The organism is Mesorhizobium sp. CU3 (assembly GCF_006442965.1).
In the GTDB taxonomy this organism is placed as follows: domain Bacteria; phylum Pseudomonadota; class Alphaproteobacteria; order Rhizobiales; family Rhizobiaceae; genus Mesorhizobium.
The window spans coordinates 116996-141724 of the sequence record NZ_VFWX01000013.1 but is presented as its reverse complement, the minus strand read 5'-3'; the positions used below and the strand labels follow the sequence as shown (position 1 = coordinate 141724).

The following is a 24729-nucleotide window of genomic DNA, read 5'->3' as shown; positions in this document are numbered from 1 at the left end:
TCCCCGCCCTTAGAGCTCGACGCCCTGGCGGCGCGCCATGATGGCGGTGATGCGCTCGGTCAGCATGCCCTTGAGCAGGATGACGACCAGGCCGACGATGGCGTACCAGATGGCCACCTTGACGTGGTAGCCGTTGGCGATGACACCGCGCTTCTCGAGATCGAGCAGCGCCACCAGCATGCCGCCCCAGACGAAATATTCACCGGGGTTGATATGCGGGAACAGGCCGAGCGGCGGATGCACGTAGGACACTGCCGCATCGTAGAAGGCGGGCTTGTGCTTTTCTTCCAGGAACGAGCCGAAGGTGTAGGCCATCGGGTTGGTGAGGAAGAACACCGAGAGCACCGGCAGCACCGTATAACGGGTCAACGCGATGCGGCCGGCGCCGCGAGCCAGACCGTGGACGCGCTCTTCGCCGACCAGTTCGGTGACGGCGTAGAAGGCCGTCATCAGCACGACCAGCGTCGGGATGATGCCGGTGACGAAGCCGGCGAAGACCTCGCCGCCCTTCTGGAAGATGCCGATGAAGTATTTGCCGATCGCGGTCAGCCAGCCAAGCTGTTCTTCCTGCTGGACGTTCTTCAGCTGTTCCTTCAGCTGATCGGCGGTGACCGGCGCGCTGTCGGTCGTCGCCTGTGCCAGGACCACGAGATGATCGGTGGCGTGCTCGACGCCGAGCTTGCCGTGCCAGGCAGCATCCGAGACCATGGTGCCCGCGACATGCATATTATGCACCGCGAGGTCCGCATGCTGCGCCAATAACGATATTACAGACATTTCTCCTCCTTATGACCCCTGCCGGTCATTCCCAGCCGGCTGACGGCGTCGCTTAAGCCCTTGCTACGTTCAAGCCGGCCAGGCCCGGCTTCTTCCCCGGCTCCGACCGCGCGCGGTCGATCTGCTCGATCGCACGTTTGACGGCCTCGGCCACACCGGGTTCCCCCTCCCCCATGATTGCAGGGTTGGACCGGAGTCGATCGAGGGGGATGCCCTCGAATTCTTCATGTCGTTTGAACTTGGTCAGCACCGAGCGGCCGCTCATGACCATCATGCGGCGCACGATCAGATCCGGCGTCACGACGATGAGCGCAATGGTTCCCTTGGCCAGCCTGCCGCGGAAATTCCCGGCGCCGACGTAGCCATCCTTGTACTCTGCGGTGACGCCTTTGAAGACGTCCGAATAATGCCGCATCTGCAGCCAGACGCCCAGCGATTGCAGCGCCCAGACAACAAACAGCAGAAGCAGTGCCCACTGCCAGATCGCCATTCGGTATTCCTCCCGACTCTCGTTGCTCCGGCGCATATTGGACGGAGGCGAGATGACCCGAAAGTGAGAACATTTGTTTCCTCGGATGTCAACATGTATTATATTAGCCGCCACAGCGCTCCACAGCTAAGCCGCCGATTTCGGCATCGGCACCGCCTGTGCTAGCCTGCCGCCAAACGGGAAATGAGATATGGACCTGCCTTTCAGGCACGAACTCGCGCTGATGCCGGACTTGCGCCACCGGTTGCGGCAGTTGCGCTGGTTCCGTGCCACCTTCCGCAGCAGCGCCAAGGTCGTGTCGGAGACGTTCGGCGTGCGCTTCGAGATCGACGAGGCCAAGCTGACGCGCGCCTTTCTCGACTGGATCGAGGTGATGGAAGCGCAGAAGCGATTCGCCGATGTCGATCGCGGCGACTTCATCGTCTTCGCTGCAGGGCTGGTGCTGCGCGAACTGATCCGGCAGGCGCCGGCGCGCGAAATCTCTGGCCTGGGCGAAATGATCGAGACGGAGGCTAATGCCGGGACGGCGGAGATCGTACGCTTCTGGCCGGAGGGCTTCCTCTATACCAACTATTGCGTGTCGGCGATCCTGGCCGTGCACGAGCAGGAGTTCGGCACCGCGCCAAGCATCGACCAATGCGCCGACGATTTGCGCACCTGGTGGTCCTATCGCGAGAACGCGACCGAGATGCCGGCCTATGCGGTTGCTTTCCTCGACCGCTTCCTCGGCGCCGAACCCAACTGGATCACGCCCGACCGCGCCCAGTCGCGCCAGGCCATGCAGCGCGCGCTAGGGGCCTCGCCGAGCGAGGCGCTGCGCCAGCTTTGATGCGTAGGGGATGCATTCGCCTCACTATTGAACATCTGACTTTTTATCGATAGCGATGTGCAGCATTGATATCGAAGCCGGGGGAAGTGCGTGGCGCGATCCAAACTAATGATTTTCGACTGCGACGGCGTGCTCGTCGATAGCGAGCCACTGGCCGCCAAGGCTTACGAACGCGTCTACGACAAGCACGGCATGCCGGGCGTTCATGGCGGCATCATCGCGCAGTGCATCGGCATGAAGCAGTCGGATATCATCGCCAAGATCAAGACACTGACCGGCCATCAGTTCCCGCCCGCCGCCGAAGCCGACATCTGGGCCGAGACCAAGCTTTTGTTCTCCGAGGAGCTTCAATCCACGCCGGGCATCGTGCCGTTTCTCGAGGCGCTGGCAGGCGAGCGCTGCGTCGCCTCGTCGTCCTCGGTCGAGCGCATCAACCACAGCCTGTCGGTGACCGGGCTGTCGCGCTTCTTCGGCGAAGCGATCTTTTCCTCCTCGATGGTGAAGAACGGCAAGCCGGCGCCCGACATTTTCCTCTACGCGGCCGAGAAGATGGGCGCAAAGCCAGCCGACTGCATCGTCATCGAGGATTCTCCCTTCGGCATCCAGGGCGCGGTTGCAGCCGGCATGATTGCGATAGGGTACACTGGCGGCGGCCACACCTATCCCGAGCATGCTGCGCGGTTGAAGGCCGCAGGCGCCGATTTCGTCTGTGCCGACTGGCATGAGGTCGGCCGGCAATTGGCCGGGCTCGGCGTGCCGGCCTGATCCAGAGCGGTTCGCCATTTCAAACCGCTCTATCTCTTTGTTTTACGCAATTCCGGACGGAAAACCGCTCACACTTTTCCTAAAGCGCGTCGCGTTGAAACGGAGTCAGGCGACGCGCTTTAGGTCTTTGTTTTATGCATGTCGTTCTCCCAAAACCGAGATCACTTTTGGGCGACATGCATTAGAATTGCTAACGAAGACTTGGGAATTTGCGCCGTGTCCAGTCGCCGGGCGGGACCAATCCGCCGACACGGTAGTTGAAGGACAGAACCCTCGTCGCGTCGGGGTCGACCTCGCAGCGGAAGCTTAGATCATACCATTGGGTCGTCGTGCTGAAGGCAGCCTGCGTCGGGCTAAGAACATTGCCCGTCTTCAGCGGAATGGTCGGCAGCCATTTCGGCGAATAGTCCGCGCTTTGCAGTTCCTGGTTGAGAATGTTGGCGCACAGGTTTGCCACGCGCTGATCGCGCGGCACATTTTCCATGGAGCTTGTGGCAAAGACATTGCCGGTTGCCCCCTGCGAATAAAGCTTTCTGACGCCCGGAAGACCGGAAAAGATCGGCGATCCCGCGACGTCATTGTTCGTGGGATTCGACAACGCCATGCCCGCGCTGGGGGCCTTCAAGGCTCTCGCGGATTTGAACTTCATCGGCTTTGCAGGCTTGGGCTTCGCCTTTTCGGTTGAAGACGGAGGAGCAGGCTTGACGCCGTCCTCGGCCGCCAATGGCTTTGGCGCGACCAGCGCTTGCTTCTCTTCGGTTTGCGGCGCCGCCTCCTGCTTGTCAGGCTGCTGTTTATCGGTGTCCTCGGTCGCCGGCTTCTCCTCGCTCGGCGTGGGCTTGGGTTCCGGCTGGACGGGTGCGGACTTCTCGTCGGCCTTGGCGGAATCTGCCGTTTGCTCGGAACCCGCGGGCGGTGGGTTCTGCGCCGGCTTCGGCTCTACAGGCGGCGTTGCAGCCTGCTCCTTGGCCGGTTGCGGCGTATTGGCCGGAGCGCTGCCGCCATCAAGAGATTTCTCCGGCCCGGTATCCTTCTGGCCATATTGAAAGACGCGCTTCAGAACCTGGTCGTCCGGCAGCTTCGGCTTCGTCGGTTCGGGAGGCGGTTTCTGTTCAGGCGGCTTTTCGACCTTCTGTCCAGGCTTCGGTTCCGGCGGCTTTGGAGTGGGCTTCGGCTTAGGCTGCTCGGGCGGCGGCACGATCGCGACATTCACCGGCTGTTCCTGCTGGTCCGGCAATTGCTCGGGCCTCGGCAGGCCAAAGAACAGGAACGCTGCGGTCGCGACGTGCAGGAACAGCGATGCGGCCAGGGCCCATCGCCAATTCCGAAACCAATCCTGCAACTTGCCATTCATACCGCCCGATGTGGAACGAAATAACGGCGGCTTCAAGCATACGAAGCAAATCGCTGCTGGCTATCCGCCTGACAAGTCGGTGATCCGACGCCCTCTTGGGGAAGGTTCGGAGCCGCCGGGGACGGCCTAAACCAGCATGCCCATCGGGTTTTCGATCAGGCGCTTGAAGGCGCCAAGCAGCTCGGCGCCCAACGCGCCGTCGACGGCCCGGTGATCGGTCGACAGCGTCACCGACATCACGGTCGCTATTCTGATCTCGCCCTTCTTGACCACCGCCCGCTCCTCGCCGGCGCCGACCGCCAGGATCGTCGCATGCGGCGGGTTGATGACGGCGGCAAAGTCCTTGATGCCGAACATGCCGAGATTGGAAACGGCCGTGGTGCCGCCCTGATACTCTTCGGGCTTCAGCTTGCGGCTGCGGGCGCGGCTGGCCAGGTCCTTCATCTCGTTGGAGATGGTGGACAGCGTCTTTTCATCCGCATGGCGGATGATCGGCGTGATCAGGCCGCCGGGAATGGAGACCGCGACGCCGACATCGGCATGCCGGTGCTTGACCATGGCGCTGTCGGTCCAGGACGCATTGGCATCCGGCACCGCCATCAGCGCCATCGCCATCGCCTTGATCACCATGTCGTTGACCGAGAGCTTGTAGGCGGGAACCTCGCCCTTGTCGGTCTTCTTCACGGGTGCCGCCGCATTGAGCTGCGTGCGCAGCGCCAGCAGAGCGTCCAATTCGCAATCCAGCGTCAGGTAGAAATGCGGGATGGTGCTCTTCGCCTCGACCAGGCGGCGCGCAATGGTCTTGCGCATGTTGTCGTGCGGGACGAGCTCGTAAGAGCCTTCGGCGAACAGTTTTAGCACCTGGTCGTCCGACATCGGCTTGGCTGCGGGTGCCGGCGGGACTTCAGCCTGGGCAGGCGAAGCGATCCCGGCGGTCGGCTGCGCAGGGGCAGCAGAGCCTTTCGCTGAAACCGCGGCCTCCACATCGGCGCGCGTGACGCGACCGCGCGGACCGCTGCCTGTTATGCCGGCAATCGAAAGACCTGCCTCGCGCGCCAAGCGGCGCGCCAGCGGCGTTGCGCGCCCGGCGGTCGGCGATTGGCTGATCTCCCCCCTTGTGGGGGAGATGGCCGGCAGGCCAGAGGGGGGAGCCTCGCGCTGAGAGGTCGGCGGGACAGCGCCCCCCTCTGTCGACTTCGTCGACATCTCCCCCACGAGGGGGGAGATTGGCGCGTAAACTTCATCGTCGGCATAGATCCAGGCAACGGGCTCGCCGACGGGAATGTCGACACGCTCCTTGCCGGTAACGTTGCGCAGTGTGCCGCTGGCCGGCGCGTCGATCTCCATCGCAGCCTTGTCGGTCTCGATCTCGAAGAGCACGTCGCCCTTCTTGACCTTGGCACCCTCTTCGGCGAACCAGCGTGAGATTTGGCCGGTCGCCATGTCCATGTCGACCTTGGGAAGAATGACCTCTGTCGGCATCGCTCAGCGGACCCCTTTCACCAGGTCGCGCGCGGCGGCGATGATGTCGGCGACCTGCGGCACGGTGGCCTTTTCGAGGTCCGGATTGTAGGGGATGGGCGTCTCGGCGCCGCCGAGGCGCACGATCGGCGCGTCGAGATAGTCGAAGGCTTCGCTCTCGGCGACCATGGCGCTCACCTCGGCGCCGATGCCCAGCGTCTTCACGGCCTCGTAGACGCAGAGCAGGCGCGAGGTCTTCTTCACGCTGGCGATGACGGTCTGCCGGTCTATCGGCCTTATCGTGCGCAGATCGACCACTTCGATATCGATGCCCTCGCCTTCCAACGCGGCCGCTGCGTCGAGCGCCTTCTGCACCATGATCGAGGTGGCGACGATGGTGAGGTCGCGGCCCTCGCGCCGGATTTCGGCCTTGCCGATCGGTACGGTGTAGTGGCCTTCCGGCACGTGGCCCTTCATCTTGTAGAGCAGCTTGTGCTCGAAGATCATGACCGGGTCGGGATCGGCGACCGCAGCAAGCAGCATGCCCTTGGCGTCGTGCGGGGTCGCCGGCTGGATGACCTTGAGACCAGGCACGTGGCCGAGCCAGGCTTCGAGGCTCTGGCTGTGCTGCGCGGCGGCACCGGTGCCGGAGCCGGCCGGAAAACGCATCACCAGCGGCACCGAAACCTCGCCGCCCAGCATGAACCGCATCTTGGCCGCCTGGTTGACGATCTGCTCCATGCCGAGCGTGGCGAAATCCGAGAACTGAAACTCGAAGATCGGCCGCATGCCGGTGACTGCGGCGCCCACCGCAACGCCCGCGCCGCCCAGTTCCGAAATCGGTGTGTCGATGACGCGGTCGGCGCCGTAGCGCTCGACGAGGTCGCCCGTCACCTGGAAGGCGCCGCCATAGACGCCGATGTCCTCGCCCATCAGGAAGACGCGCTCGTCCATGTCCATGGCGATCGCCATGGCTTCCTGGATCGCCTGGGCATAGCTCAGTTCACGCACCGCGATGTCCATCACGCATGCTCCGTGTAGACATAGTCCTCGAGGGTGGCGATCTCCGGCGCCGGGCTTGCCTTGGCGAATTCGATGCCGTCGGCGATCTCCTTGGCGACCGCATCGCGGATCGCCTGGATGCCTTGGTCGTCGATGAAGCCGAAATCGCGCAGTTCGGTCTCGAACAGCGTGATCGGATCGCGGTTCGCCATCCAGTCCTCGATCTCTTCCTTGGTGCGGTAGCGGTTGCGGTCGCTCTTGGAATGGCCGCGATGGCGGTAGGTTTTGGACTCGATCAGCGTCGGCCCCTCGCCCGCGCGTGCCCGCTCGACGGCCTTGAAGGACGCCTCAGCGACCTCCGAGAAGATGTTGCCGTTGACGATCACGCCCGGCATCGCATAGGCGGCCGCGCGCTCGGCGATGTTCTTCACCGCGGTGGAGCGGGCCGTCGAGGTCGACATGCCGTAGCCGTTGTTCTCGCACACGAAGATCACCGGCAGTTTCCAGATCGCCGCCATGTTCAGCGCCTCGTGGAAGGCGCCTTCATTGTTGGCGCCGTCGCCGAAGAAGGAGACCACGACCTTGCCGGTCTTCATCCGCTTGGCGGAAAGGGCGGCGCCCACCGCGATCGGAATGCCGCCGGCAACGATGCCGTTAGCGCCGAGATTGCCCTTGGCGACGTCGGCGATGTGCATGGAGCCGCCGCGGCCCTTACAGTAGCCGGTGGTCTTGCCGAAGAACTCGGCGAACATGCGGCTGACCTCGGCGCCCTTGGCGATGCAATGGCCATGGCCGCGATGCGTCGAGGTGATCTGGTCATCCTCGGCAAGCGGCATGCAGATGCCCATGGCGCTGGCTTCCTGGCCGATCGACAAATGCATCGTGCCGTGGATCAGGCCGCGCATGTAGCACTCTTCCGCGCCCTCCTCGAAACGGCGGATGAGGTACATCTTGTGGAGCACCTGCTTCAGCTGCTCCTGGCTGTAGTGGCGGTAGACGAAGGGCAGGTTGGCGCGGCTGTCCGCGACGGCTTTGCGGGCTGTGGCCATGGTCACGCCTCCACGGCGCCGTAAACGAGCCTGTCCTGGCGGGCGCGCAGCTCGGCGATGCGCGAGCCCGGCGCGGGTGCTGCATTGGCATAGGTGATGAGCTCGCCCTTCTTGATCGGCTGGGTGACCGAGCCGCCCTGCAAGAGGCCGCAGGGAACGGCTCGCGCCGCATGCGCTTCGGGCGCCGTCATGATCCAGGCGCGGTAGCAGAACTCGCCGATGGCATCGAGCTTGTCGCCGGGCTTCAGATCCTTCTTGGCGACGGCGCAGACCTCGGCTACCGGCTTGGCCAGCGGCACCATGTCGGCCTTGCCGTAAAGCACGACGCGGGCGCAGGTCAGCGGCACTTCGAGGGAGGTCAGGTGATAGGGGCGGTGGAAGGTGAAGTACGGGCCCTTGCCCATCTTCAGGTCTTCCATGCGCTCTGAAACGCGCGGATGCGACATGTCGGCAACGACGAAGACGCCGGGCGCGACGCCCTTGCCAATGGAATAATCGACGACGCCGACCTTGGAGAGCACTCCGCCGTCCTTCTGCGGCACCAGCACCTTGTTCAATTCGCCGAGCGTCGCGGCTGGGCCATGCATGCCCGGCTTGTCGGGCACCAGTCCGGTGGCGTTGGCGATCGCCGCCATCTCGACCATGGTCTTAGAGCCGTCGACGAATTCGACCAGCATGCGCACGTTCATATGCCGGCGCTTAGCTTCCTCCTCGTAGTCGGGAGGCGTGGCGTCGATGTTGAGCGGGTTGTTCTTGCCCTTGCCGGCGGCAACGATCGGATGGCCCATGGCCGACACGAATTCGATCAGCTCCATGCAGGACGACGGCTCGTCGCCGGCGCCCAGCGAATAGGTGACGCCGAGGCGGTCGGCCTCGTTCTTCAGATAGGCACCGATGGTGACGTCGGCCTCGACATTCATCATCACCAGATGCTTGCCATGCTCCATGGCACGCAGGCCGATCTCGGCGCCGACAGCCGGAACACCGGTGGCGTCGATGACGACATCGATGAGGTCATTGCCGATGACCAGGCTGGAATCATTGGTGACGGCGACCTTGCCGGCCTCCATGGCAGCGGTCATCGCCGAGGCGTTCGACACTTCCTTCGCGTGACCGGTTTCCTGGAAGGCGATATCGACGGCCTTGCTCGCCGCCGGAAGGTTCAGTTCGGAGATGGCGCCGATCTCGATGCCGGACATATGGGCGACGCGGGTGACGATGTCGGTGCCCATCTCGCCGGAGCCGATCAGGCCGATGCGAATGGGCTTGCCGGACTTGGCGCGTTCCTCGAGATCGCGGGCAAGGCCCGTCAACGAAACGTTGGATGCCATACCGTGTATTCCTCCCATATCGCATGCTGTTCGGTTGCTTGACCGGTATTGAACATATGTATTTCTGTCAAGACTAATGTCCATAATTTGGGCGCTCGCTACTGCTTTTCGAATTGGTCCAAGCGCAATGGCGACAAGCCGCACGCATCAAGGCGCGCACGCCAATTCCGGCAGCGGTTGCTCGGTACGTCGCCGAAAGCCGATTTCAGACACTGGCTGGCGCTTCGGCCGACGTCTCGAAGATATCTAGGTGGGAATTGTTACTGGCAAACGTCGACCCATTCGGCACCGACCAGCTCGGCCATGCGCTGCGGAGCGATGTGCACGGCAGCATTAGTAGCGCCGGCGGCGGGAACGACCATGTCGAAAGCCTTGAGCGAGAGATCGCAATAGATGGGCAGCGGCCCCGGCAGGCCGAACGGGCAGACGCCGCCCGGCGGATGGCTGGTCGCCGCCAGCACCTCGTCGCCGCCCAACATACGCGGCTTGCCGCCCATCCTGTCCTTGAACTTCCGGTTGTCGAGCCGGGCGGTACCGCTGGTGACGACCAGCATGGTTTGCTCGCCGATGCGCAGGCAGATCGTCTTGGCGATCTGCGCCGGCGTCACGCCATGCGCTTCGGCGGCAAGCGCGACCGTGGCCGAACTCTCCTCGGTGACGATGACCTTCACGTCCGGCGCGTGCTCGGCAAAAAAGGCGCGAACCGATTCCAAGCTCATGGAGACCCCTCGTCAGACTAGTTCGAACAACCGCGAATCGCACGGGGGCTCGATGATTGGCAAGAGCCACGCCGCCCGTGTGCAGCAAACTAAAAAGCCCGCCGGGCTGGTTGGCCGGCGGGCCTTCGCATGGGCGCTTGTCGCGCCTCTATTGCTGGACGGGGCGGTCCTCGGCGGCCGGCACCCGGATCAATTCCTCTTCAGGCACCTGCAATGCCGTGGCAATGCGCCGGAGCTTGGCGGGATCGGCATCCTTGCCGTCCTCGATGTCGACGATCTCGCCGACGGCCAGGCCGCAGGTCAATGAGAGTTCCTCGAGCGTATATCCCCTGGTTTCGCGGGCGGCCCTGAACGGATTGAGGCCGGACGCAGCAATGATGTCGTTGGAAACAGCGTTCCGTACGGTGTTGGGCATGGCAACTCCTTGAGATGAAACAGGGTCGGATAAAATGGCGTTGCCTGAGACGGGCGGGAGAATGCTCGTTAACGAATGATTTGCCAAGAGCTTAAGCCGTCACGCCATCGTGAAGCGGCATTGCGGCCGGGTATCGCAGGCTTCGTACATGTAAGATGGCGCGGCGCTCGATCAAGTTCTTTTGAAGCTCCGCGATCGGATTCGCAGGGCATTTTCGCCGCCTCGATTCGTTAGCTTGCCGTCACCGGCCGCCGGCAAATGGCGCCGGGCATTTTACGGAAGGATCGGAAGCGATGAATCTGAAATCACTCGCAATTGTGCTTGGCACAGTATCAAGCCTCGTCGGCGCGGCGGCAGCCCAGGCGGCGGACGCGACGCGCGTGCGCGGCACGGTGGTCAGCTTTGCCGGATCGACGCTGACGGTGAAGGACCGCGACGGCAAGACGGATGCCATCACCCTGGCCGACGGCTGGAAAATCTCCGGGGTCGCCAAGGCGTCGGCCGCCGACATCAAGCAGGGCGACTTCCTAGGCATCGCCTCGGTTTCCAAGGCCGATGGCGGCAGTGGCGCGCTGGAGGTCGTGGTCTTTCCGGCTGCGCTCAAAGGCACCGGCGAAGGCGATCGCGATTGGGACTTGCAACCCAACAGCCGCATGACCAACGGCACCGTCGCCGACGTCACCGAGATCAACGGCCGCACCGTGACGCTCACTTATGATAATGGCCAGAAGAAGCAGATAGCGATCCCGCAGACGACGCCGATCGTGACCTTCGCGGAGGCCACGCCGGCGGACCTGACGCCGGGCATGGCCGTATTCGTCAACGCGCAACGCGGCAGCGACGGCAAGCTGGTCTCGAATCGCGTCGTTGTCGGCAATCACGGCATCGCGCCGCCCATGTAAGGCGAGCGCATTCGCTTCCTGGCGCTATTGGCCCACGCGTTGCGCCGCAGACAACACGTGTGCGGAAACGTGTCCCAGAAACAATCCAGAAACAAAAATCTACAGTTGGGAAAAAGTGTCGAAAAAATCCGGGAGGATAGTTTCAACGCGGGGCTTGGGTCACCGATTTGATCCGGTGAGTCTCGGAACGCCCGCGTAAAAAGGAAACGAAATCATGAAGAAGTCCCTCCTCACCGCGTCCGGGCTTGCTCTGGCCCTGGCGTTCAGCATGGCCTCTCTCGGCGTGACGAGCGCTGATGCGGCTCCGGCCAAGAAGCACCACCATCATCACCATCATCATCATCACCACAAGCATCATCATCACCATCACCACCATCATCATCACCACCACAAGAAGATGGCTCCGAAGAAGGCCTGATCCTTCCCAACTACCGATGGGAAGGATCAGGCCTTCGCCGTTTGAGCGGACCGGCCTTCCCATCGGACCTCCTAGCATCCGCCATCCGGTACTGCCGCACAGCGCTCCGGACCGTATCCGATGGGAACAAGCGTCGACCTGCCGACCAGACACCGCCTGGTGCTGACTGCCGCGCGCATTGCCCTTACCCTTCGTCATCCATTGCTCATTGCCCGCTTCGCTCGACGAATGGGCTATCTGCCCAATCCGGCCGCGCCGACGCGCTACAACGAGTTGATGCTGTGGCGGAAGATCGTCGACCGTAACCCGCTGTTCGTGACGCTGACCGACAAGCTGGCGGCAAAGGCCCATATCCGGGCCGCCTGCCCCGAATTGCCGATACCCGAAACGCTTTGGTCCGGCCCGGACCCGAGCGACATCCCGACGGAACTGCTTGCCGGCCAAGTCGTCGTGAAGGTCAATCACGGCTGCGAAATGAACATCTTCGTTTCCGACGGCCGGCCCGATCGGGAGCAGATCGTGCGCAAGACGAAGCGGTGGCTCAAAAGGCGCTTCGGGCGGCGTAACGGCGAGTGGGCCTATTGGCCGATCGTCCCAATGGTTCTCGTCGAGGAGCGGCTGCAACTCAGCGGCGGAACGATCGCCACCGACATCAAGGTCCATGTCTGCGCCGGCGAGATCAGCCATGTCTGGGCCGAGGACAAGCTCGCCAAGCGCTCGCATCTGTTCGACGGCAACGGCCAGCCGTTACCGGGACGCGATCCCGATTATCCGCGTGAGGATCAATCGATGCCGGTTGGCCACGCCCTGCTCGACCTTGTCCGCCAAGCGATAGCATTGGCGCCCCGCATCGCCGGCGATCTCGACCATGTCAGGGTCGATTTCCTGGTGACGGACAAGGGTCTCCATGCCGGCGAGATTTGCATCTATTCCGCGGCCGGTTACGGCACCTGGACAAACCCCGTCATCGCCGGCAGCCTCGAATGCCTGTGGCATCTCGAAAACTCCGCCTATCTCAGGCGGCCGCATCGCGGCCTTGGCCGCGTTTACGCCGAGGCATTGCGCGCCAGATGTGCCGGCGCGAGGGCAAAAGAAATCCGCGCCTAGAGCTTCCATTGCTTGGGCAGCGCCGTCCCGAAAAATCGCGCCCATATGAACCATTCCGCTGGTTGCGGCACTCAACGGTCATGGACGCCACGAAGGCGCTCCCAAACCTGGAAGGACGCCAAAGAGGCGATCCTCGCAAACCAATGGAAGGAAATGCTCAAATGACCAACTTCAAGCGTATCACCCTCGCCGCGGCTCTCGTCGTTTCGGCTTTCAGCTCGGTTTCGGCGCCGGCTTTTGCCGGCACGCATCCGACCGGCGACGGCGGCGCCGTCTGTAAGGGCTCGGGTTCGTGTCTGGTGCTGCAGATCGACTGCAAGGGCACCTACACCGACGCCACCGACAAGAACGGCACCGTCTACGGCAAGTGCAGCCAGGTCATGAAGGTCGACCCGAAAACCCGGCTCAAGGCCGCGAACTGATCGCCAAAAGCGGGGTATGAAGATGGTGGCCGCGATCTGCGGCCGCCATTTTTGATTTGCCGCTCTATCCGCGACAGCCTTTCCCCGGCTTTTTCGCGTGATACGCGCCTCGCCAATGAGGGATGACAAGTTCTTTATGATTTGTGCTACGGAATAGTCGCGGGTCGATCGGCCCTCCTTCTCGGCCTGACAGGGGCTTTCCCGGAATGTATCCCGCATGAAGGCCAATCTCGCGACCAGACACCGTCTCATTCTGGCTATTGCGCGCCTGCTGCTCACGCTTCGTCATCCGGTCCTGCTCGTTCGATTTGCCATGAAACTGGGCTACCTGCCCAATCCGGCCGCGCCTGAGAGCTATCATGAGAGGGTGCTCTGGCGAAAAATCTTCGACCGGAACCCACTGTTCGTGACACTGACCGACAAGCTCGCCGCGAAGGCTTATATCCGCAGCGTCTGCCCCGAACTTGCCGTGCCGCGAACGATGTGGTCCGGGGGCGACCCTGCGGACATTCCTGTCGACCTTTTGGCCGGCGATGTCGTTGTCAAGGCGAACCACGGCTGCGCGATGAACATATTCATTGCCGGTGGCGAACCGAGCCGCGACCACATCATTGCCAAGGCCAGGCGCTGGTTGCGAAAAATCTATGGCCGCCGCGATGGCGAATGGGCTTATTGGTCGATTGTTCCCCCCGTCTTCGTGGAAGAGCGGCTGCCGCTCTCCGGCGAAACGATAGCAACCGACATCAAAGTGCATGTTTGCGGCGGAACGGTCACACACGCCTGGGTCGAGGATAAGGCCGCACTGCGTTCTTTGCTTCTGGATCGGGAAGCCGCCCCATTGCGGGGCGCGATCCTGACTATCCCCGCGAGGATCAGGCGGTGCCTGTCAACGCGCGGCTTCTCGACTATGTCCGCCAAGCGATATCGATTGCACCCGTGATCGCCGGCGACCTCGATTACATCCGTGTCGACTTCCTGGTGACCGACCGGTGTCTCTACGCCGGCGAGGTCGTCGTCTATCCCGCAGCAGGCTATGGCATCTGCGCCAATCCGGCGTTCGCCGGCGAAATCGAGCGGCTATGGCGACTCAATCGATCGCACTATCTGCAGCGGGAACAGAAAGGCCTGGCGCGCTTATACGCCAGTGCACTTCGGGCCAAGTGCGGATCGACGCCAGACGTTCCCGCCAGGCAATGGAAGGCCGACATCAGCATCGAGCAAACGCCTTGATGTCTGCCGCCAAACGTTCTGAAAACGGCGCGTGGATCTTTCACCGCCGGGAGAAAAGCAGACCAGCGAGCAGCCCGACCACGACCAAGCCGACGGCTGCGGTCGCCGCTGGATTGTCGCGGGCGGTGCGCTCGAGCGCCCTGCCCCTGCGCCGGATGGCCGGCAGCGCCTCGTGGAGGCGTTCGCCGAGCTGCGCATAGTAGTCGGATGCCGCCTCGCGGCCGTCTTCGACATAGGCGTCGCCGTGTTTGGTCAATGCCTTCTTGAGATCGTCGAGCTGACGCGAAAGCGAGGCGACCTTCCGGTCGAGGTCGAGGTCAGAGAGCGTCGAGAACGATGCCATGCGAAATGTCCTTCTCTTCGAGAGAAGGGCTAACGCGCCGGCATCGCGGCAGTTCCGTTGCCGAACAGCGGCGCTGCGTCAGCGCACCTGGTCGAGCAACCGCTTGCATTCCAGGAGGTCGAACAGCGCTTCCTGCAGCAAAGCGCGATTGTCGCGCGACAATTTCGAGGAATCGGGCTGTACAGGACCTTCCTCGTCGCCCTTGCCGAGACCGAAGAAGCGGCGGCTGGGTTTCACCTTGGGCTGCCCGACCAGCGCATCCTCGTCACCGCGCGGCTGGGCGCCGGCGGTCAGCGGCACCTGCTCGGCCTGTCGGCGCTGCGCAATTGCCTCGACGGCCGCCATGTCGCCATTGCCGATGGCGACCAAAAAATGGTTGCCGTTCTCACGCAACAGCTTCTGCACGCCCTTGATCGTGTAGCCCTGGTCGTAGAGCATGTGACGGATGCCCTTGATCAGCTCGACATCCTGCGGCCGGTAGTAGCGGCGGCCGCCGCCGCGCTTCATCGGCTTGATCTGGTTGAAGCGCGTCTCCCAGAAACGCAGCACGTGCTGCGGCAGATCGAGATCTTCCGCGACTTCGCTGATGGTGCGGAACGCATCGGGGCTCTTGTCCATAGGCGGAACCTCACGCTGGACGGCGATCGGGTCAGTTCATCCCGAATCGAGGCTTATTTCAGCGGCTTATGAAACAATATTCAAGCCCGACGTCAAAGGAGCCGGCGGTTTTCAACCGTATTGGCCGGCGATCTATTTGCCGCTCTTGGTCTTGCTGTTCTGGTGCGAGCGCAGGATGCGGCTCTTCAACACGTTCGACGATTTGAACGTCATCACCCGGCGCGGCAGGATCGGCACCTCCTCGCCGGTCTTGGGATTGCGGCCGATGCGCTCGTTCTTGGAGCGGACATGGAAGGTGGCGAAGGACGACAGCTTCACCGTCTCGCCGCGAACGATGGCTTCGCAAATCTCATCGAGAACCGCTTCGACGAGCTCCGCCGATTCCGTGCGCGACAAGCCGACCTTTCGGTAGACGGCTTCGGCAAGGTCGGCACGCGTCAGTGTCTTTCCCCCCATGCGACCGTCCCATCAGCTCGCGCAAAACGTAAATCGATACAGATAAAGGCCGAGCCTAAGTAATTGATCCGGCAAGGTCAAGAACCGAAACTGGACTGTTCGGCACTTACCAGCGGACCAACACCGCGCCCCAGGTGAAGCCTCCACCCATCGCCTCGAGCAACACCAGATCGCCCTTCTTGATGCGGCCGTCGGCGACGGCCACCGAGAGCGCCAGCGGTACGGAGGCAGCCGAGGTGTTACCGTGTAAATCGACGGTGACCACCACTTTCTCTTCGGCGATCCCGAGCTTCCTGGCCGAAGCGTCAATAATTCGTTTATTGGCCTGGTGCGGCACGAACCAGTCGAGATCGTCGGCCGTGATGCCAGCCTGCGAGAAGGTCGCCTCGATGACGTCGGTGATCATGCCGACGGCATGCTTGAACACTTCGCGACCTTCCATCCTGAGATGGCCGACCGTTCCCGTGGTCGACGGTCCGCCATCGACGAAGAGCTTGTCCTTGTGGACGCCGTCGGAGCGCAGGCTGGCCGCCAGCACGCCGCGATCGGCGATGGCGCCCGCTCCCTCTTGCGCCTCGAGGATCAGCGCGCCGGCGCCGTCGCCGAAGAGCACGCAGGTCGAGCGGTCGTTCCAGTCAAGAATGCGTGAAAAGGTTTCGGAGCCGATCACCAACACGCGTTTGGCCTGGCCGCCGCGGATGTAGAGATCAGCGGTGGCGACGGCGTAGACGAAGCCCGAGCACACCGCCTGCATGTCGAAGGCGAAGCCGTGATGCATGCCGAGCCGGTTCTGGATCTCGACGGCGGTCGCCGGAAACGTGTTGTTGGGCGTCGAGGTCGCCAGCACGATCAGGTCGATGTCGGCCGGCGTCAGGCCGGCGCTGGCTAGCGCGGCGCGCGCAGCCGCCTCGCCGAGCGAGGCCGTCGTCTCGTCATCGGCCGCGACATGGCGCTGGCGGATGCCGGTGCGCTGGACGATCCACTCGTCGGAGGTCTCGACCATGCCTTCGAAGTCGGCATTCTTCATGATGCGGCGGGGCAGCGCGGCACCATTGCCGCGCACGACTGATCTGATCAAGGCTCTTTCCTATTCCTCGGCGTCGGCGGTGGCGCCGGATTTCCTGTTTGCCTGCGCATTCGGGTTGCGCGCATGGAACAGATCGAGGTCGGCCTCGATCCGGTCAAGCAAATTGTTGCGGACCATATCATAACCGAGCTCGATCGCCGCCGCGAAGCCATCCGAATCGGTGCCGCCATGGCTCTTCACCACGATGCCCTTCAACCCCAGGAAGACGCCGCCATTGGAGCGGCCGACATCCATCTTCTCGCGCAACCGATCGAAGGCGCCCTTGGCGAAAACATAGCCGATCTTGGCCATCAGCGTGCGGCTCATGGCGGCGCGCAGGTAGCCGGCGATCTGCCTTGCCGTGCCCTCGGCGGTCTTCAGCGCGATGTTGCCGGCAAAACCCTCGGTGACGACAACGTCGACCGTGCCCTTGCCGATGTCGTCGCCTTCGACGAAACCGCGATAATTCATCGAGGCCATGTTGGCCTCGCGCAGCATGCGGCCAGCCTCTTTGACCTCTTCCTGGCCCTTGATCTCCTCGACGCCGACATTGAGCAAGCCGACGCTCGGCCGCTCGATGCCGAACACCGAGCGCGCCATGCCGGTGCCGAGAATGGCGAAGTCGACAAGCTGATGCGCGTCGGCTCCGATGGTGGCGCCGACATCGAGCACCACGCTTTCGCCGCGAGTCGTCGGCCAAAGCGCCGCGATCGCCGGCCGCTCAATGGTGGCCATGGTGCGCAGGCAGAATTTCGACATCGCCATCAGCGCGCCGGTGTTGCCGGCGGAGACGCAAGCCTGCGCAGTGCCGCTCTTCACCGCCTCGACTGCCTTCCACATCGACGATTTCCAGCGGCCGTGGCGCAGCGCCTGGCTGGGCTTGTCGTCCATGCGGACCGCAATCTCGCAATGGACGAACTCGCTCACCTCGGCCAGCTTGGGGAATTTGGCAAGTTCGGGACGCACGGCGTCCTCGCGGCCATAGATGACGAAGCGGATGTCGGGGCGGCGGATGGCGACCGTCATCAGCGCCGGGATGACCACGCTCGGTCCGTGATCGCCGCCCATGGCATCGATGGAAATCCTGATCACGTAGTGTTTTTCTCACGGTTTGCCTGGCTTGCGGCGGATGCTTGCCAGGATATTGGGGGCTCGCGAAGGTTCGGCGAAAATAGCGGTTTTGCGCCTGCGCACAACCAACTTTTCCAAAATCGGAGGCGCTTTCAGGATTTTCCGAGCAGCGAACGCAGCTTTTTCTGGAATTCGCTTTCCTCCGCCTGATCGTCGCCGGCGACGTCCACCGCGGCGCCGGGCTTGCGCGGATAAGGGTCAATCGCCAAGCCGAAAAACTGCTCGGCCAGAGCCCCGACGTCGATGAAGTCGCCGGAGAAGGTCTCTGGGCTGTCGGGCCCGTCGGCGTCGAGGACGATCTCGCCGCCGCCTTCGAAACCTTCGCGCCCGAGCTTCGAGTCTTCCGGAAGGAATAGCGCCTCGACAGGCTCGTCGATATGGGCTGCGACGGGATCGAGGGTGACGATGCAGGCCTGGGTGATGTCGGCTTCGACGCGTCCGCTCACCTTGACGCCGTTGCGCTTCCAGCGCGTGACCAGAAGCTCGGCGCGATAGCGTTCGACCGAAAGCAGGTCGTATTCGGCGGCCAGAGCCGTGCGCTGCCGTTCATCGGCTTCGACGACGACAGGCAGGCCCTTCTGCGGCAGGCGCGCGACATTGGCAACGAAGGAGACAGGGCTTTTCGGCTCAGCGTGTTTCATGCCGGCCTCTCGGCCTGCCCGGCGACCGGAAACATCACCTTGCCGGCGACGATCGATTCGCTCGGCTGTGCGGCGAGTTGCCGGGACGCCTGCGCAACATAGTCCGCCAGCAGCGGCGCCTCGGGCCATGCGCCGGCATCGGGCCTGATGTTGCGGGCAAGTGCGGCGGCAAGTGCGGCGCGGTCGTCCGCGCGCAAGGCGTCGTCATAGGCGGCGGTGCGGCCATAGAACATCTTTGCCAGCTTCTTCATGCGTTTCGGCACGCCGACATCGCTGATGCCGAGTTCCCGCAGCGAATGGTCGACGTCGAGGAAAAACTCGTCGATCAGCACCTGCGCGACTTCGGCGGCAGCACCTTCCTGGCCCCGCAGCCGGTGCTGGAACAGGAACATATGCAAGGACAGCATCTCGAAGCGGCCGAGCGGCGTGTCCGGCACATTCCAGTCGGAATAAAACAATGTTTGCCGCGCCGCCGCCACGATTTGTGCGTAGAGCGCGTCGGTGATAGCGCGGTTGGCATGGCGTTCACGGCCAAAAAGGCGCTGGAACATTGAGGGCGGTCTCCCGGGGACCTTTTGTTTGATTTGGCCTTGTTGCATCGGCATGCAAGCTGGTTTACCGGTTTTGCGGCCCAGCGCAAGTTGCGGGGATGTGATGGAGAATTGTTGTTGGGTGCGCTGAAATTCAAGTCGATTCTCACGCCTGTGCCGATGGGCGTGGCTTCCCTGCTGGTCGCCGTAACCGCGCTTTCGGCCTGCAATTCGTCCAAGATGTTCGGCGACCTCCACCCGAGCGAGACGCTGACGCAAGGCTATGTCATCGACCAGGCGGCCATCGACTCGGTGCCGGTGGGATCGAGCCGTGAACAGGTGCTCCTGGCGCTGGGCACGCCGTCGACCACCGCGACCTTCGACAACGAGGCCTTCTATTACATCTCGCAGACGCGCAAGCGCTACGTCGCCTTCGACAAGCCGCACATCGTCGACCAGCATGTGCTGGCGGTCTATTTCGGCGCGGACGGGCGCGTCACGCAGATCGCCAATTACGGCCTCAAGGACGGCAAGATCTTCGACTTCATCTCGCGAACCACGCCGACCGGGGGCAAGGACCAGAACTTCCTCAGCCAGGTCATCAAGGGCGCGAGCAAGATGGCGCTGCCCACCCCGGGCACTTAAGACCGTAGCAGCGACATTTCAGACAGGCAGAAGACCCGCCGAAGCGATTCGGCGGGTCTTTGTTCGACAGCTTGGCCGCGGCCGGACGCCGGCTTGTTGCCAAGGCCGGGACGTACCCCTATCACTTTGCAGGCATTTCCGGGGACTGGGCATGGGCAACGACAATCGCACCGCACCACAAGGCTGGATGGCGACCGGCTCGCCGGATCGGCAGACCGTGACGCCGGACTGGCAGATTGTCGATCCTCCGGGGATCGACGGCGTGACATTCAAGGAGATCCGGCCGGTTGCAACGTCGACGGGTTATCTCACCGAAATCTTCCGCGAGGAATGGGGGCTGGACGCGCTGCCGATAGGACAGGTCTTCCAGCGCACCTTGTACCCGGGCGCAGTGACCGGCTGGCACGCGCATGCGGTGACGCAGGACAGGCTGTTCTGCTCTGTCGGCAGCGTGCGCATATCCTTGTTCGACGGCCGCAAGGCCTCGCCTACTTTCGGCGCCGTCTGGCATAAGATCGTCGGCGCACTGAGGCCGGCGATCGTCATCATTCCGCCCGGCGTGTGGCACGGCGTCACCTCGCTCGGACCGGAGACCGCCCTGCTGCTCAACCTTGTCGACAAGGCCTACGCCTTCGACAGCCCCGACCACTGGCGTCTGCCGCCCGACACCGAACAGATCCCCTACAAGCTGGTGTAGCGTGAAGCCCTCCAGCCAGCCGGCTCCGACCGCAGAGCCCCTCGTCTCAGTCGTCATCGCGACTCACAACCGCCCGGCGGTCCTGCGTCAGGCGCTGAAGAGCCTCATCGGTCAGACTTTGCAGGACTGGGAGGCCATCGTCGTCGGCGATGCCTGCCGGCCTGATACGGCAGCAACTGTCTCAGCTTTCTGTGACTCGCGGATTTCCTACATCGATCTTCCGGTGAATTTCGGCGAACAATCGGGACCGAACAGTATCGGCTTTGCCCGGGCCCGCGGCCGCTTCATCGCCATCTTGAACCATGACGACCTCTGGTTTCCCGACCATCTGGCGTCGATGAGCGGCTGGATCGAGGCCACCGGCGCCGATGTGGTGATCGCGCGAGGTGCGGTGGTCGAGTCAGCGGCAAGTAGGGAGTCTCTGCATTCGGTCGTCGGGATGGGACGGGACGGCTTCTACGATCCGGTCATCACGGTGGGATTCGGCTCGGCGCAAATGTTCAGGCGGACGTCACTGCCAATTCTTGGACCATGGCGCCCGGCCGCCCAGTGCGTTTGCGAAAGCTCCCAGGACTGGCTGTTCCGGGCTTGGCGCAAGGGCGCGGTGATCGCGACGATGCCGCATCTCACAGTGCTGATGCTGCATTCAGGCAAGCGCGAAGGCAGCTACGCGGGCGATACGGCGCGCGAGCAGGAAGACTTGATGGACGCCATGAGTGCGCCGGATGCATTGCGTTTGAAGATACTCGGCAACGTCGAAGAACCTCGGGTTCCCACGCGCTTCCGCTATCTCAAACGCAGGCTGCTGGCTGCGCTTGGCGTGCACCCGAGAGCCCGGGAATTCCGCCGCAGATTTGCGCGTGGTGCGTTCATCGCCATGCTGCGCAAGAAGCGCGGCTTGCCGCCGATGCCCGGGCGCGAACCGACCGTGGACGAGCTAAAGGCTCGCTACAGCAAAGGCCATGACAAACCAGAGGACAACTAAGCGTCCCGGAGAGATGTGGCTGGCGTGGTCAAGGCCGGCAGCGATGGATTGTCATTCCCCGACAGCGCGCAATGCCTTTTCCATATTAAGTCTATAAAAAAGATATAATTTCTGTAGCTGGACGATTTGGCCCCTTAGTGTCCCGCCCATATCAGCGGGGACACGACGCCTCATGGCAAAGACGATACGATTCAATGCTTTCGAGATGAACTGCGTGGGGCACCAGTCACCTGGTCTATGGCGGCACCCGCGCGACCGGTCATGGCAGTACAAGGATCTCGAGTACTGGACCGATCTCGCCAAGCTTCTGGAAAGCGGCTTCTTCGAGTCGGTCTTCATAGCCGACGTCGTCGGTTACTACGACGTCTACAAGGGCAATCTCGACAACGCGCTGCTTCAAGGCGTCCAGATCCCCGTGAACGACCCGCTGCAGCTCGCCAATCCGATCGCGCTGGCGACTAAGCATCTCGGCATTGGCATCACCGCATCGACCAGCTTCGAGCATCCCTACACGTTCGCCCGCCGGCTCTCGACTGCCGACCACCATACCAAGGGCCGCGTCGGCTGGAACATCGTGACGTCGTATCTGGAGAGCGGCGCCAAGAATGTCGGCCAAGGCGGCCTGCGTTCGCACGACAACCGCTACGACGTGGCGACCGAATATGTCGAGATTCTCTACAAGCTCTTCGAAGGAAGCTGGGAGGAAGGCGCCGTCGTCCGCGACAAGGAGCGCGGCATCTTCGCCGATCCGTCCAAGATCCACGAGATCGGCCACAGAGGCAAATATTTCGACGTCCCCGGCTATCATCTCAGCGAACCGTCACCGCAGCGCACGCCGGTGCTGTTTCAGGCTGGCGCATCCGGCCCCGGCAAGCAGTTCGCCGCCGGGCATGCCGAATGCGTCTTCATCTCGACGCCGCTCAAGGATGCGACGCGCGCCTATGTGTCGGACATCCGCCAGCGCGCCGCCGCGCAAGGCCGCGATCCGAACAAGGTGCTGGTTTACGCGATGGCGACCATCATCGTCGACGAGACGGACGAGAAGGCCCGCGCCAAATACGAAGACTATGCCAAATACGCCTCCTATGACGGGGCGCTGGTGCTGATGTCCGGCTGGACCGGGATCGACTTCGGCCACTACAAGCCGACCGACACCGTCAAGAAGGTCAAGACCAACGCCATCATCTCCGCGGTCGAGCATCTGGCGGAGGGCGACAAGGTCTGGACTATCGAGGAACTGGCCAAGTGGGGCGGCATCGGTGGTCTTGGCCCGCTCTTCGTCGGCTCGCCGTCGACGATTGCCGACCTTCTGCAAGAATGGGTCGAGGAAACCGACATCGATGGTTTCAACCTAGCCTATGCGCTGGCGCATGACAGCTTCGCCGACGTGATCGGCTATGTCGTCCCTGAGCTCCAGAAACGCGGCGTCTACGCGACGGCCTATCGCGACGGCACGCTGCGCGAAAAACTGTTCGGCGAAGGACCTTACCTGCCGGCAAACCACCCTGCCCACCGGTTCCGCGACATCGAGCGCGTGAAGCGCGAGCAGAACGCTGCCGCATCCGGCGAGGCTGCCTGAGCGCGGCCAGCCGCCGACACGCACCGGCGCGCATCCCCGAAAGCCTGCCTTCCCGGACCTTGCCGCGCGCCAGAACAATGGAATGAAAGTCGATGACCACGCCCACACGGCCCGCACTCGAACTGAAGAACGTTTCGCTGTCGTTCAAAGGCGTCAAGGCGATTTCGGAGCTTAGCTTCCGTGTCGAGGCCGGGGAGATTTGCGCGCTGATCGGACCGAACGGCGCCGGCAAGAGCTCGTTGCTCAACATCCTGAACGGCGTTTATGTGCCTGACGCCGGCGAGATCATCCTAGAGGGCGAGCATTTTTCCCGCATGCAGCCGCTCGAGGCGGCGCGGCGCGGCATCGGGCGCGGTTTCCAGAACAACGCGCTGTTTTCCGGCATGAGCGTCATCGACAATGCCATAACCGGGCTCTCCCGGCATTCCCGGCTTACGCTTGTAGAGGAAATGTTCCGGCTGCCGCGTGCACGCCATGAAGAGCGCCGCTTTCGCGAACGGGCACATGAGGTGCTGCGCCTGTTCGGGCTGGACCGTCATGCCGCGACCGTCGTCGGCACCCTGCCCTATGGCGTGCAGAAGAAGGTCGAACTGGCCCGCGCCATCGTCGCGGAACCGCGCCTGGTGCTGCTGGATGAGCCGCTCGCCGGGATGAATGCATCCGAAAAGCAGGAGATCGCCGCCGTTATCGCGCGTCTCAACCGCGAGCTCAAGCTGACGATCGTGCTGATCGAGCACGACATCGGCATCGTGCTGGAACTCGCCCATCACGTTGTGGTGCTCGACTACGGCCGCAAGCTCGCCGACGGACCTCCGGAAACGATCCGCGACAACCCCGATGTCATCGCGGCCTATCTCGGCTCCGAACGCGCGGAGATCGCCGCATGAGCATGTTCCTCGAAACCCTGATCGGCGGCTTGCTTGCAGGCACCATGTACTCGATGGTCGCGATTGGCTTCGTGCTGATCTACAAGGCATCCGGCGTCTTCAACTACGCGCAGGGCTCGATCCTGCTGTTTGCGGCGCTCACCTTCGTCTCGCTGACGGATCAGGGCGTGCCGGCCTTCGGCGCCATCGCTCTGACGATTGCTTTGCTCGTGCTGATGGCAATCACCATCGAGCGGCTTCTGCTTCGGCCGCTGACGAACCGCAGCCCGATGACGCTTTTCATGGCGACGCTTGGCCTGTCCTATCTCGTCGAGGCGGTGGCGCAGGGCACGATGGGCTCCCAGGTTCGCGCCCTCGACCTCGGCATAGACGACCTGCCGATCTTCCTCGGCGACATCATGATCAGCCAGTTCGACCTGGTGGCCGCGGGCGTGGCGCTGACCCTCGGCATCGCGCTCTCGCTGCTGTTCAACCGCACCCGCATCGGCATCCAGTTGCGTGGCGTCGCCGACGATACGCGGGCAGCACTTTCGCTCGGCATCGACATCAACCGCATCTGGCAGATCGTCTGGGCGGTCGCCGGCATCGTAGGGCTGGTCGCCGGCCTGCTGTGGGGCGCCCGCCAGGGCGTGCAGTTCTCGCTTTCGCTCGTGGTGCTGAAGGCTTTGCCGGTCCTCATCATCGGCGGATTCACCTCGATTGCCGGGGCCATTCTCGGCGGCCTCATCGTCGGCGCCAGCGAGAGCCTAGCCGAGACCTATATCGGCCCCTTCCTCGGCGGTGGCATCACGCCCTGGTTCGCCTATGCGCTCGCGCTGGTCTTCCTGTTCATCCGCCCCGCCGGGCTTTTCGGCGAACGCCAGATCGAGAGGGTTTGAAG

Annotated in this window: 30 protein-coding genes; 13 read left to right on the top strand and 17 right to left on the bottom strand. The window is 63.1% G+C overall.

Going from position 1 to position 24729, the window contains the following annotated elements; all coding sequences use genetic code 11:
• Positions 1–9 precede the first annotated feature (9 nt).
• Complete coding sequence (locus FJ988_RS20585) at positions 10–777, bottom strand: PTS glucitol/sorbitol transporter subunit IIC (protein ID WP_140820177.1); 768 nt, start codon at positions 775–777, stop codon at positions 10–12.
• A gap of 52 nt (positions 778–829) precedes the next feature.
• A complete protein-coding gene (locus tag FJ988_RS20580) occupies positions 830–1267 on the bottom strand; it encodes a transcriptional regulator GutM (protein WP_140820176.1) in 438 nt (145 codons plus the stop codon).
• Positions 1268–1457: 190 nt separating this feature from the next.
• Between FJ988_RS20580 and FJ988_RS20575 the strand changes: the two genes are divergently transcribed.
• Positions 1458–2096, top strand: a complete 639-nt coding sequence (locus tag FJ988_RS20575; protein WP_140820175.1) for a hypothetical protein — start codon at positions 1458–1460, stop codon at positions 2094–2096.
• Positions 2097–2204: 108 nt separating this feature from the next.
• Positions 2205–2861 (top strand): HAD family hydrolase, encoded by a 657-nt coding sequence (locus FJ988_RS20570; RefSeq protein ID WP_407067748.1) that lies wholly within the window; start codon positions 2205–2207, stop codon positions 2859–2861.
• A gap of 190 nt (positions 2862–3051) precedes the next feature.
• Here the strand turns inward: FJ988_RS20570 and FJ988_RS20565 are convergent, their stop codons facing one another.
• From FJ988_RS20565 to FJ988_RS20535, 7 genes are all read right to left on the bottom strand, one after another.
• Positions 3052–4215, bottom strand: a complete 1164-nt coding sequence (locus FJ988_RS20565; protein ID WP_140820173.1) for a DUF930 domain-containing protein — start codon at positions 4213–4215, stop codon at positions 3052–3054.
• Positions 4216–4341: 126 nt separating this feature from the next.
• Positions 4342–5697 (bottom strand): pyruvate dehydrogenase complex dihydrolipoamide acetyltransferase, encoded by a 1356-nt coding sequence (locus FJ988_RS20560; RefSeq protein WP_140820172.1) that lies wholly within the window; start codon positions 5695–5697, stop codon positions 4342–4344.
• Between the two features lie 3 nt (positions 5698–5700).
• On the bottom strand, positions 5701–6699 hold the full coding sequence (locus FJ988_RS20555; RefSeq protein WP_140820171.1) for an alpha-ketoacid dehydrogenase subunit beta: 999 nt from the start codon (positions 6697–6699) through the stop codon (positions 5701–5703).
• Positions 6699–7727, bottom strand: coding sequence for a thiamine pyrophosphate-dependent dehydrogenase E1 component subunit alpha (locus FJ988_RS20550; protein ID WP_140820170.1), 1029 nt, complete (start codon positions 7725–7727; stop codon positions 6699–6701). Before FJ988_RS20550 ends, FJ988_RS20555 begins: the two co-directional genes overlap by 1 nt.
• A 2-nt stretch (positions 7728–7729) precedes the next feature.
• Positions 7730–9058 carry an NAD(P)H-dependent oxidoreductase gene (locus FJ988_RS20545; protein WP_140820169.1) on the bottom strand — a complete coding sequence of 443 codons (1329 nt, stop codon included), beginning with the start codon at positions 9056–9058 and terminating at the stop codon, positions 7730–7732.
• A 260-nt stretch (positions 9059–9318) separates the two neighbouring features.
• Entirely contained in the window at positions 9319–9777 is a 459-nt protein-coding gene (locus FJ988_RS20540) for a YbaK/EbsC family protein (protein WP_140820168.1), read from the bottom strand.
• A 148-nt stretch (positions 9778–9925) separates the two neighbouring features.
• Positions 9926–10192: a helix-turn-helix domain-containing protein gene (locus FJ988_RS20535; RefSeq protein ID WP_140820167.1), complete on the bottom strand. Its 267-nt coding sequence runs from the start codon at positions 10190–10192 to the stop codon at positions 9926–9928.
• 293 nt (positions 10193–10485) lie between these two features.
• On the opposite strand from FJ988_RS20535, the gene FJ988_RS20530 reads away from it, so the two are divergent.
• Positions 10486–11094 (top strand): hypothetical protein, encoded by a 609-nt coding sequence (locus FJ988_RS20530; RefSeq protein WP_181183619.1) that lies wholly within the window; start codon positions 10486–10488, stop codon positions 11092–11094.
• Between the two features lie 142 nt (positions 11095–11236).
• Here the strand turns inward: FJ988_RS20530 and FJ988_RS30900 are convergent, their stop codons facing one another.
• A complete protein-coding gene (locus tag FJ988_RS30900) occupies positions 11237–11575 on the bottom strand; it encodes a hypothetical protein (RefSeq protein ID WP_181183618.1) in 339 nt (112 codons plus the stop codon).
• 57 nt (positions 11576–11632) lie between these two features.
• Between FJ988_RS30900 and FJ988_RS20520 the strand changes: the two genes are divergently transcribed.
• The 4 genes from FJ988_RS20520 to FJ988_RS31415 all read left to right on the top strand — a co-directional run bounded on the left by FJ988_RS20520 (position 11633) and on the right by FJ988_RS31415 (position 14271).
• A complete protein-coding gene (locus FJ988_RS20520; protein ID WP_140820165.1) occupies positions 11633–12619 on the top strand; it encodes an ATP-grasp fold amidoligase family protein in 987 nt (328 codons plus the stop codon).
• A 161-nt stretch (positions 12620–12780) separates the two neighbouring features.
• Entirely contained in the window at positions 12781–13041 is a 261-nt protein-coding gene (locus tag FJ988_RS20515; RefSeq protein WP_140820164.1) for a hypothetical protein, read from the top strand.
• A 217-nt stretch (positions 13042–13258) separates the two neighbouring features.
• Positions 13259–13981, top strand: coding sequence for an ATP-grasp fold amidoligase family protein (locus FJ988_RS31420; RefSeq protein ID WP_140820163.1), 723 nt, complete (start codon positions 13259–13261; stop codon positions 13979–13981).
• Positions 13978–14271, top strand: a complete 294-nt coding sequence (locus FJ988_RS31415) for a hypothetical protein (RefSeq protein WP_181183617.1) — start codon at positions 13978–13980, stop codon at positions 14269–14271. Before FJ988_RS31420 ends, FJ988_RS31415 begins: the two co-directional genes overlap by 4 nt.
• Before the next feature lie 40 nt (positions 14272–14311).
• On the opposite strand, the gene FJ988_RS20500 is transcribed toward FJ988_RS31415, so the two are convergent.
• The 7 genes from FJ988_RS20500 to FJ988_RS20470 form a co-directional block, all read right to left on the bottom strand.
• The gene (locus FJ988_RS20500; RefSeq protein WP_140820161.1) at positions 14312–14614 is read right to left on the bottom strand and encodes a DUF883 family protein; all 303 of its coding nucleotides are present in this window, start codon (positions 14612–14614) and stop codon (positions 14312–14314) included.
• Positions 14615–14692: 78 nt separating this feature from the next.
• Positions 14693–15232, bottom strand: a complete 540-nt coding sequence (locus FJ988_RS20495; protein ID WP_140820160.1) for a MerR family transcriptional regulator — start codon at positions 15230–15232, stop codon at positions 14693–14695.
• Between the two features lie 132 nt (positions 15233–15364).
• Complete coding sequence (locus FJ988_RS20490; protein ID WP_140820159.1) at positions 15365–15688, bottom strand: integration host factor subunit alpha; 324 nt, start codon at positions 15686–15688, stop codon at positions 15365–15367.
• A 106-nt stretch (positions 15689–15794) separates the two neighbouring features.
• Positions 15795–16766, bottom strand: coding sequence for a beta-ketoacyl-ACP synthase III (locus tag FJ988_RS20485; RefSeq protein WP_140820158.1), 972 nt, complete (start codon positions 16764–16766; stop codon positions 15795–15797).
• Between the two features lie 9 nt (positions 16767–16775).
• Complete coding sequence (gene plsX / locus FJ988_RS20480) at positions 16776–17846, bottom strand: phosphate acyltransferase PlsX (RefSeq protein WP_140820157.1); 1071 nt, start codon at positions 17844–17846, stop codon at positions 16776–16778.
• A 131-nt stretch (positions 17847–17977) separates the two neighbouring features.
• Positions 17978–18526, bottom strand: coding sequence for a DUF177 domain-containing protein (locus FJ988_RS20475; RefSeq protein WP_140820156.1), 549 nt, complete (start codon positions 18524–18526; stop codon positions 17978–17980).
• The gene (locus FJ988_RS20470) at positions 18523–19077 is read right to left on the bottom strand and encodes a ubiquinol-cytochrome C chaperone family protein (RefSeq protein ID WP_140820155.1); all 555 of its coding nucleotides are present in this window, start codon (positions 19075–19077) and stop codon (positions 18523–18525) included. Before FJ988_RS20470 ends, FJ988_RS20475 begins: the two co-directional genes overlap by 4 nt.
• A 117-nt stretch (positions 19078–19194) precedes the next feature.
• Here FJ988_RS20470 and FJ988_RS20465 point away from each other — a divergent pair, with 117 nt between their 5' ends.
• From FJ988_RS20465 to FJ988_RS20440, 6 genes are all read left to right on the top strand, one after another.
• Complete coding sequence (locus tag FJ988_RS20465; RefSeq protein WP_140820154.1) at positions 19195–19701, top strand: outer membrane protein assembly factor BamE; 507 nt, start codon at positions 19195–19197, stop codon at positions 19699–19701.
• Between the two features lie 151 nt (positions 19702–19852).
• Entirely contained in the window at positions 19853–20398 is a 546-nt protein-coding gene (locus tag FJ988_RS20460) for a dTDP-4-dehydrorhamnose 3,5-epimerase family protein (RefSeq protein ID WP_246688619.1), read from the top strand.
• 1 nt (position 20399) lies between these two features.
• Positions 20400–21383, top strand: coding sequence for a glycosyltransferase family 2 protein (locus tag FJ988_RS20455; protein WP_140820153.1), 984 nt, complete (start codon positions 20400–20402; stop codon positions 21381–21383).
• 172 nt (positions 21384–21555) lie between these two features.
• Positions 21556–22962, top strand: a complete 1407-nt coding sequence (locus FJ988_RS20450; protein WP_140820152.1) for an LLM class flavin-dependent oxidoreductase — start codon at positions 21556–21558, stop codon at positions 22960–22962.
• A 92-nt stretch (positions 22963–23054) separates the two neighbouring features.
• Entirely contained in the window at positions 23055–23849 is a 795-nt protein-coding gene (locus tag FJ988_RS20445) for an ABC transporter ATP-binding protein (protein ID WP_140820151.1), read from the top strand.
• On the top strand, positions 23846–24727 hold the full coding sequence (locus tag FJ988_RS20440; RefSeq protein ID WP_140820150.1) for a branched-chain amino acid ABC transporter permease: 882 nt from the start codon (positions 23846–23848) through the stop codon (positions 24725–24727). The genes FJ988_RS20445 and FJ988_RS20440 overlap by 4 nt, the downstream gene beginning before the upstream one ends.
• Positions 24728–24729: the final 2 nt, after the last annotated feature.

Bases quoted from the DNA above. Each gene is read 5' to 3' on its own strand.
- FJ988_RS20585 (WP_140820177.1), bottom strand. From the start codon at position 777: ATGTCTGTAATATCGTTATTGGCGCAGCATGCGGACCTCGCGGTGCAT.
- FJ988_RS20580 (WP_140820176.1), bottom strand. From the start codon at position 1,267: ATGGCGATCTGGCAGTGGGCACTGCTTCTGCTGTTTGTTGTCTGGGCG.
- FJ988_RS20575 (WP_140820175.1), top strand. From the start codon at position 1,458: ATGGACCTGCCTTTCAGGCACGAACTCGCGCTGATGCCGGACTTGCGC.
- FJ988_RS20570 (WP_407067748.1), top strand. From the start codon at position 2,205: ATGATTTTCGACTGCGACGGCGTGCTCGTCGATAGCGAGCCACTGGCC.
- FJ988_RS20565 (WP_140820173.1), bottom strand. From the start codon at position 4,215: ATGAATGGCAAGTTGCAGGATTGGTTTCGGAATTGGCGATGGGCCCTG.
- FJ988_RS20560 (WP_140820172.1), bottom strand. From the start codon at position 5,697: ATGCCGACAGAGGTCATTCTTCCCAAGGTCGACATGGACATGGCGACC.
- FJ988_RS20555 (WP_140820171.1), bottom strand. From the start codon at position 6,699: ATGGACATCGCGGTGCGTGAACTGAGCTATGCCCAGGCGATCCAGGAA.
- FJ988_RS20550 (WP_140820170.1), bottom strand. From the start codon at position 7,727: ATGGCCACAGCCCGCAAAGCCGTCGCGGACAGCCGCGCCAACCTGCCC.
- FJ988_RS20545 (WP_140820169.1), bottom strand. From the start codon at position 9,058: ATGGCATCCAACGTTTCGTTGACGGGCCTTGCCCGCGATCTCGAGGAA.
- FJ988_RS20540 (WP_140820168.1), bottom strand. From the start codon at position 9,777: ATGAGCTTGGAATCGGTTCGCGCCTTTTTTGCCGAGCACGCGCCGGAC.
- FJ988_RS20535 (WP_140820167.1), bottom strand. From the start codon at position 10,192: ATGCCCAACACCGTACGGAACGCTGTTTCCAACGACATCATTGCTGCG.
- FJ988_RS20530 (WP_181183619.1), top strand. From the start codon at position 10,486: ATGAATCTGAAATCACTCGCAATTGTGCTTGGCACAGTATCAAGCCTC.
- FJ988_RS30900 (WP_181183618.1), bottom strand. From the start codon at position 11,575: ATGGGAAGGCCGGTCCGCTCAAACGGCGAAGGCCTGATCCTTCCCATC.
- FJ988_RS20520 (WP_140820165.1), top strand. From the start codon at position 11,633: ATGGGAACAAGCGTCGACCTGCCGACCAGACACCGCCTGGTGCTGACT.
- FJ988_RS20515 (WP_140820164.1), top strand. From the start codon at position 12,781: ATGACCAACTTCAAGCGTATCACCCTCGCCGCGGCTCTCGTCGTTTCG.
- FJ988_RS31420 (WP_140820163.1), top strand. From the start codon at position 13,259: ATGAAGGCCAATCTCGCGACCAGACACCGTCTCATTCTGGCTATTGCG.
- FJ988_RS20500 (WP_140820161.1), bottom strand. From the start codon at position 14,614: ATGGCATCGTTCTCGACGCTCTCTGACCTCGACCTCGACCGGAAGGTC.
- FJ988_RS20495 (WP_140820160.1), bottom strand. From the start codon at position 15,232: ATGGACAAGAGCCCCGATGCGTTCCGCACCATCAGCGAAGTCGCGGAA.
- FJ988_RS20490 (WP_140820159.1), bottom strand. From the start codon at position 15,688: ATGGGGGGAAAGACACTGACGCGTGCCGACCTTGCCGAAGCCGTCTAC.
- FJ988_RS20475 (WP_140820156.1), bottom strand. From the start codon at position 18,526: ATGAAACACGCTGAGCCGAAAAGCCCTGTCTCCTTCGTTGCCAATGTC.
- FJ988_RS20470 (WP_140820155.1), bottom strand. From the start codon at position 19,077: ATGTTCCAGCGCCTTTTTGGCCGTGAACGCCATGCCAACCGCGCTATC.
- FJ988_RS20460 (WP_246688619.1), top strand. From the start codon at position 19,853: ATGGGCAACGACAATCGCACCGCACCACAAGGCTGGATGGCGACCGGC.
- FJ988_RS20450 (WP_140820152.1), top strand. From the start codon at position 21,556: ATGGCAAAGACGATACGATTCAATGCTTTCGAGATGAACTGCGTGGGG.
- FJ988_RS20445 (WP_140820151.1), top strand. From the start codon at position 23,055: ATGACCACGCCCACACGGCCCGCACTCGAACTGAAGAACGTTTCGCTG.
- FJ988_RS20440 (WP_140820150.1), top strand. From the start codon at position 23,846: ATGAGCATGTTCCTCGAAACCCTGATCGGCGGCTTGCTTGCAGGCACC.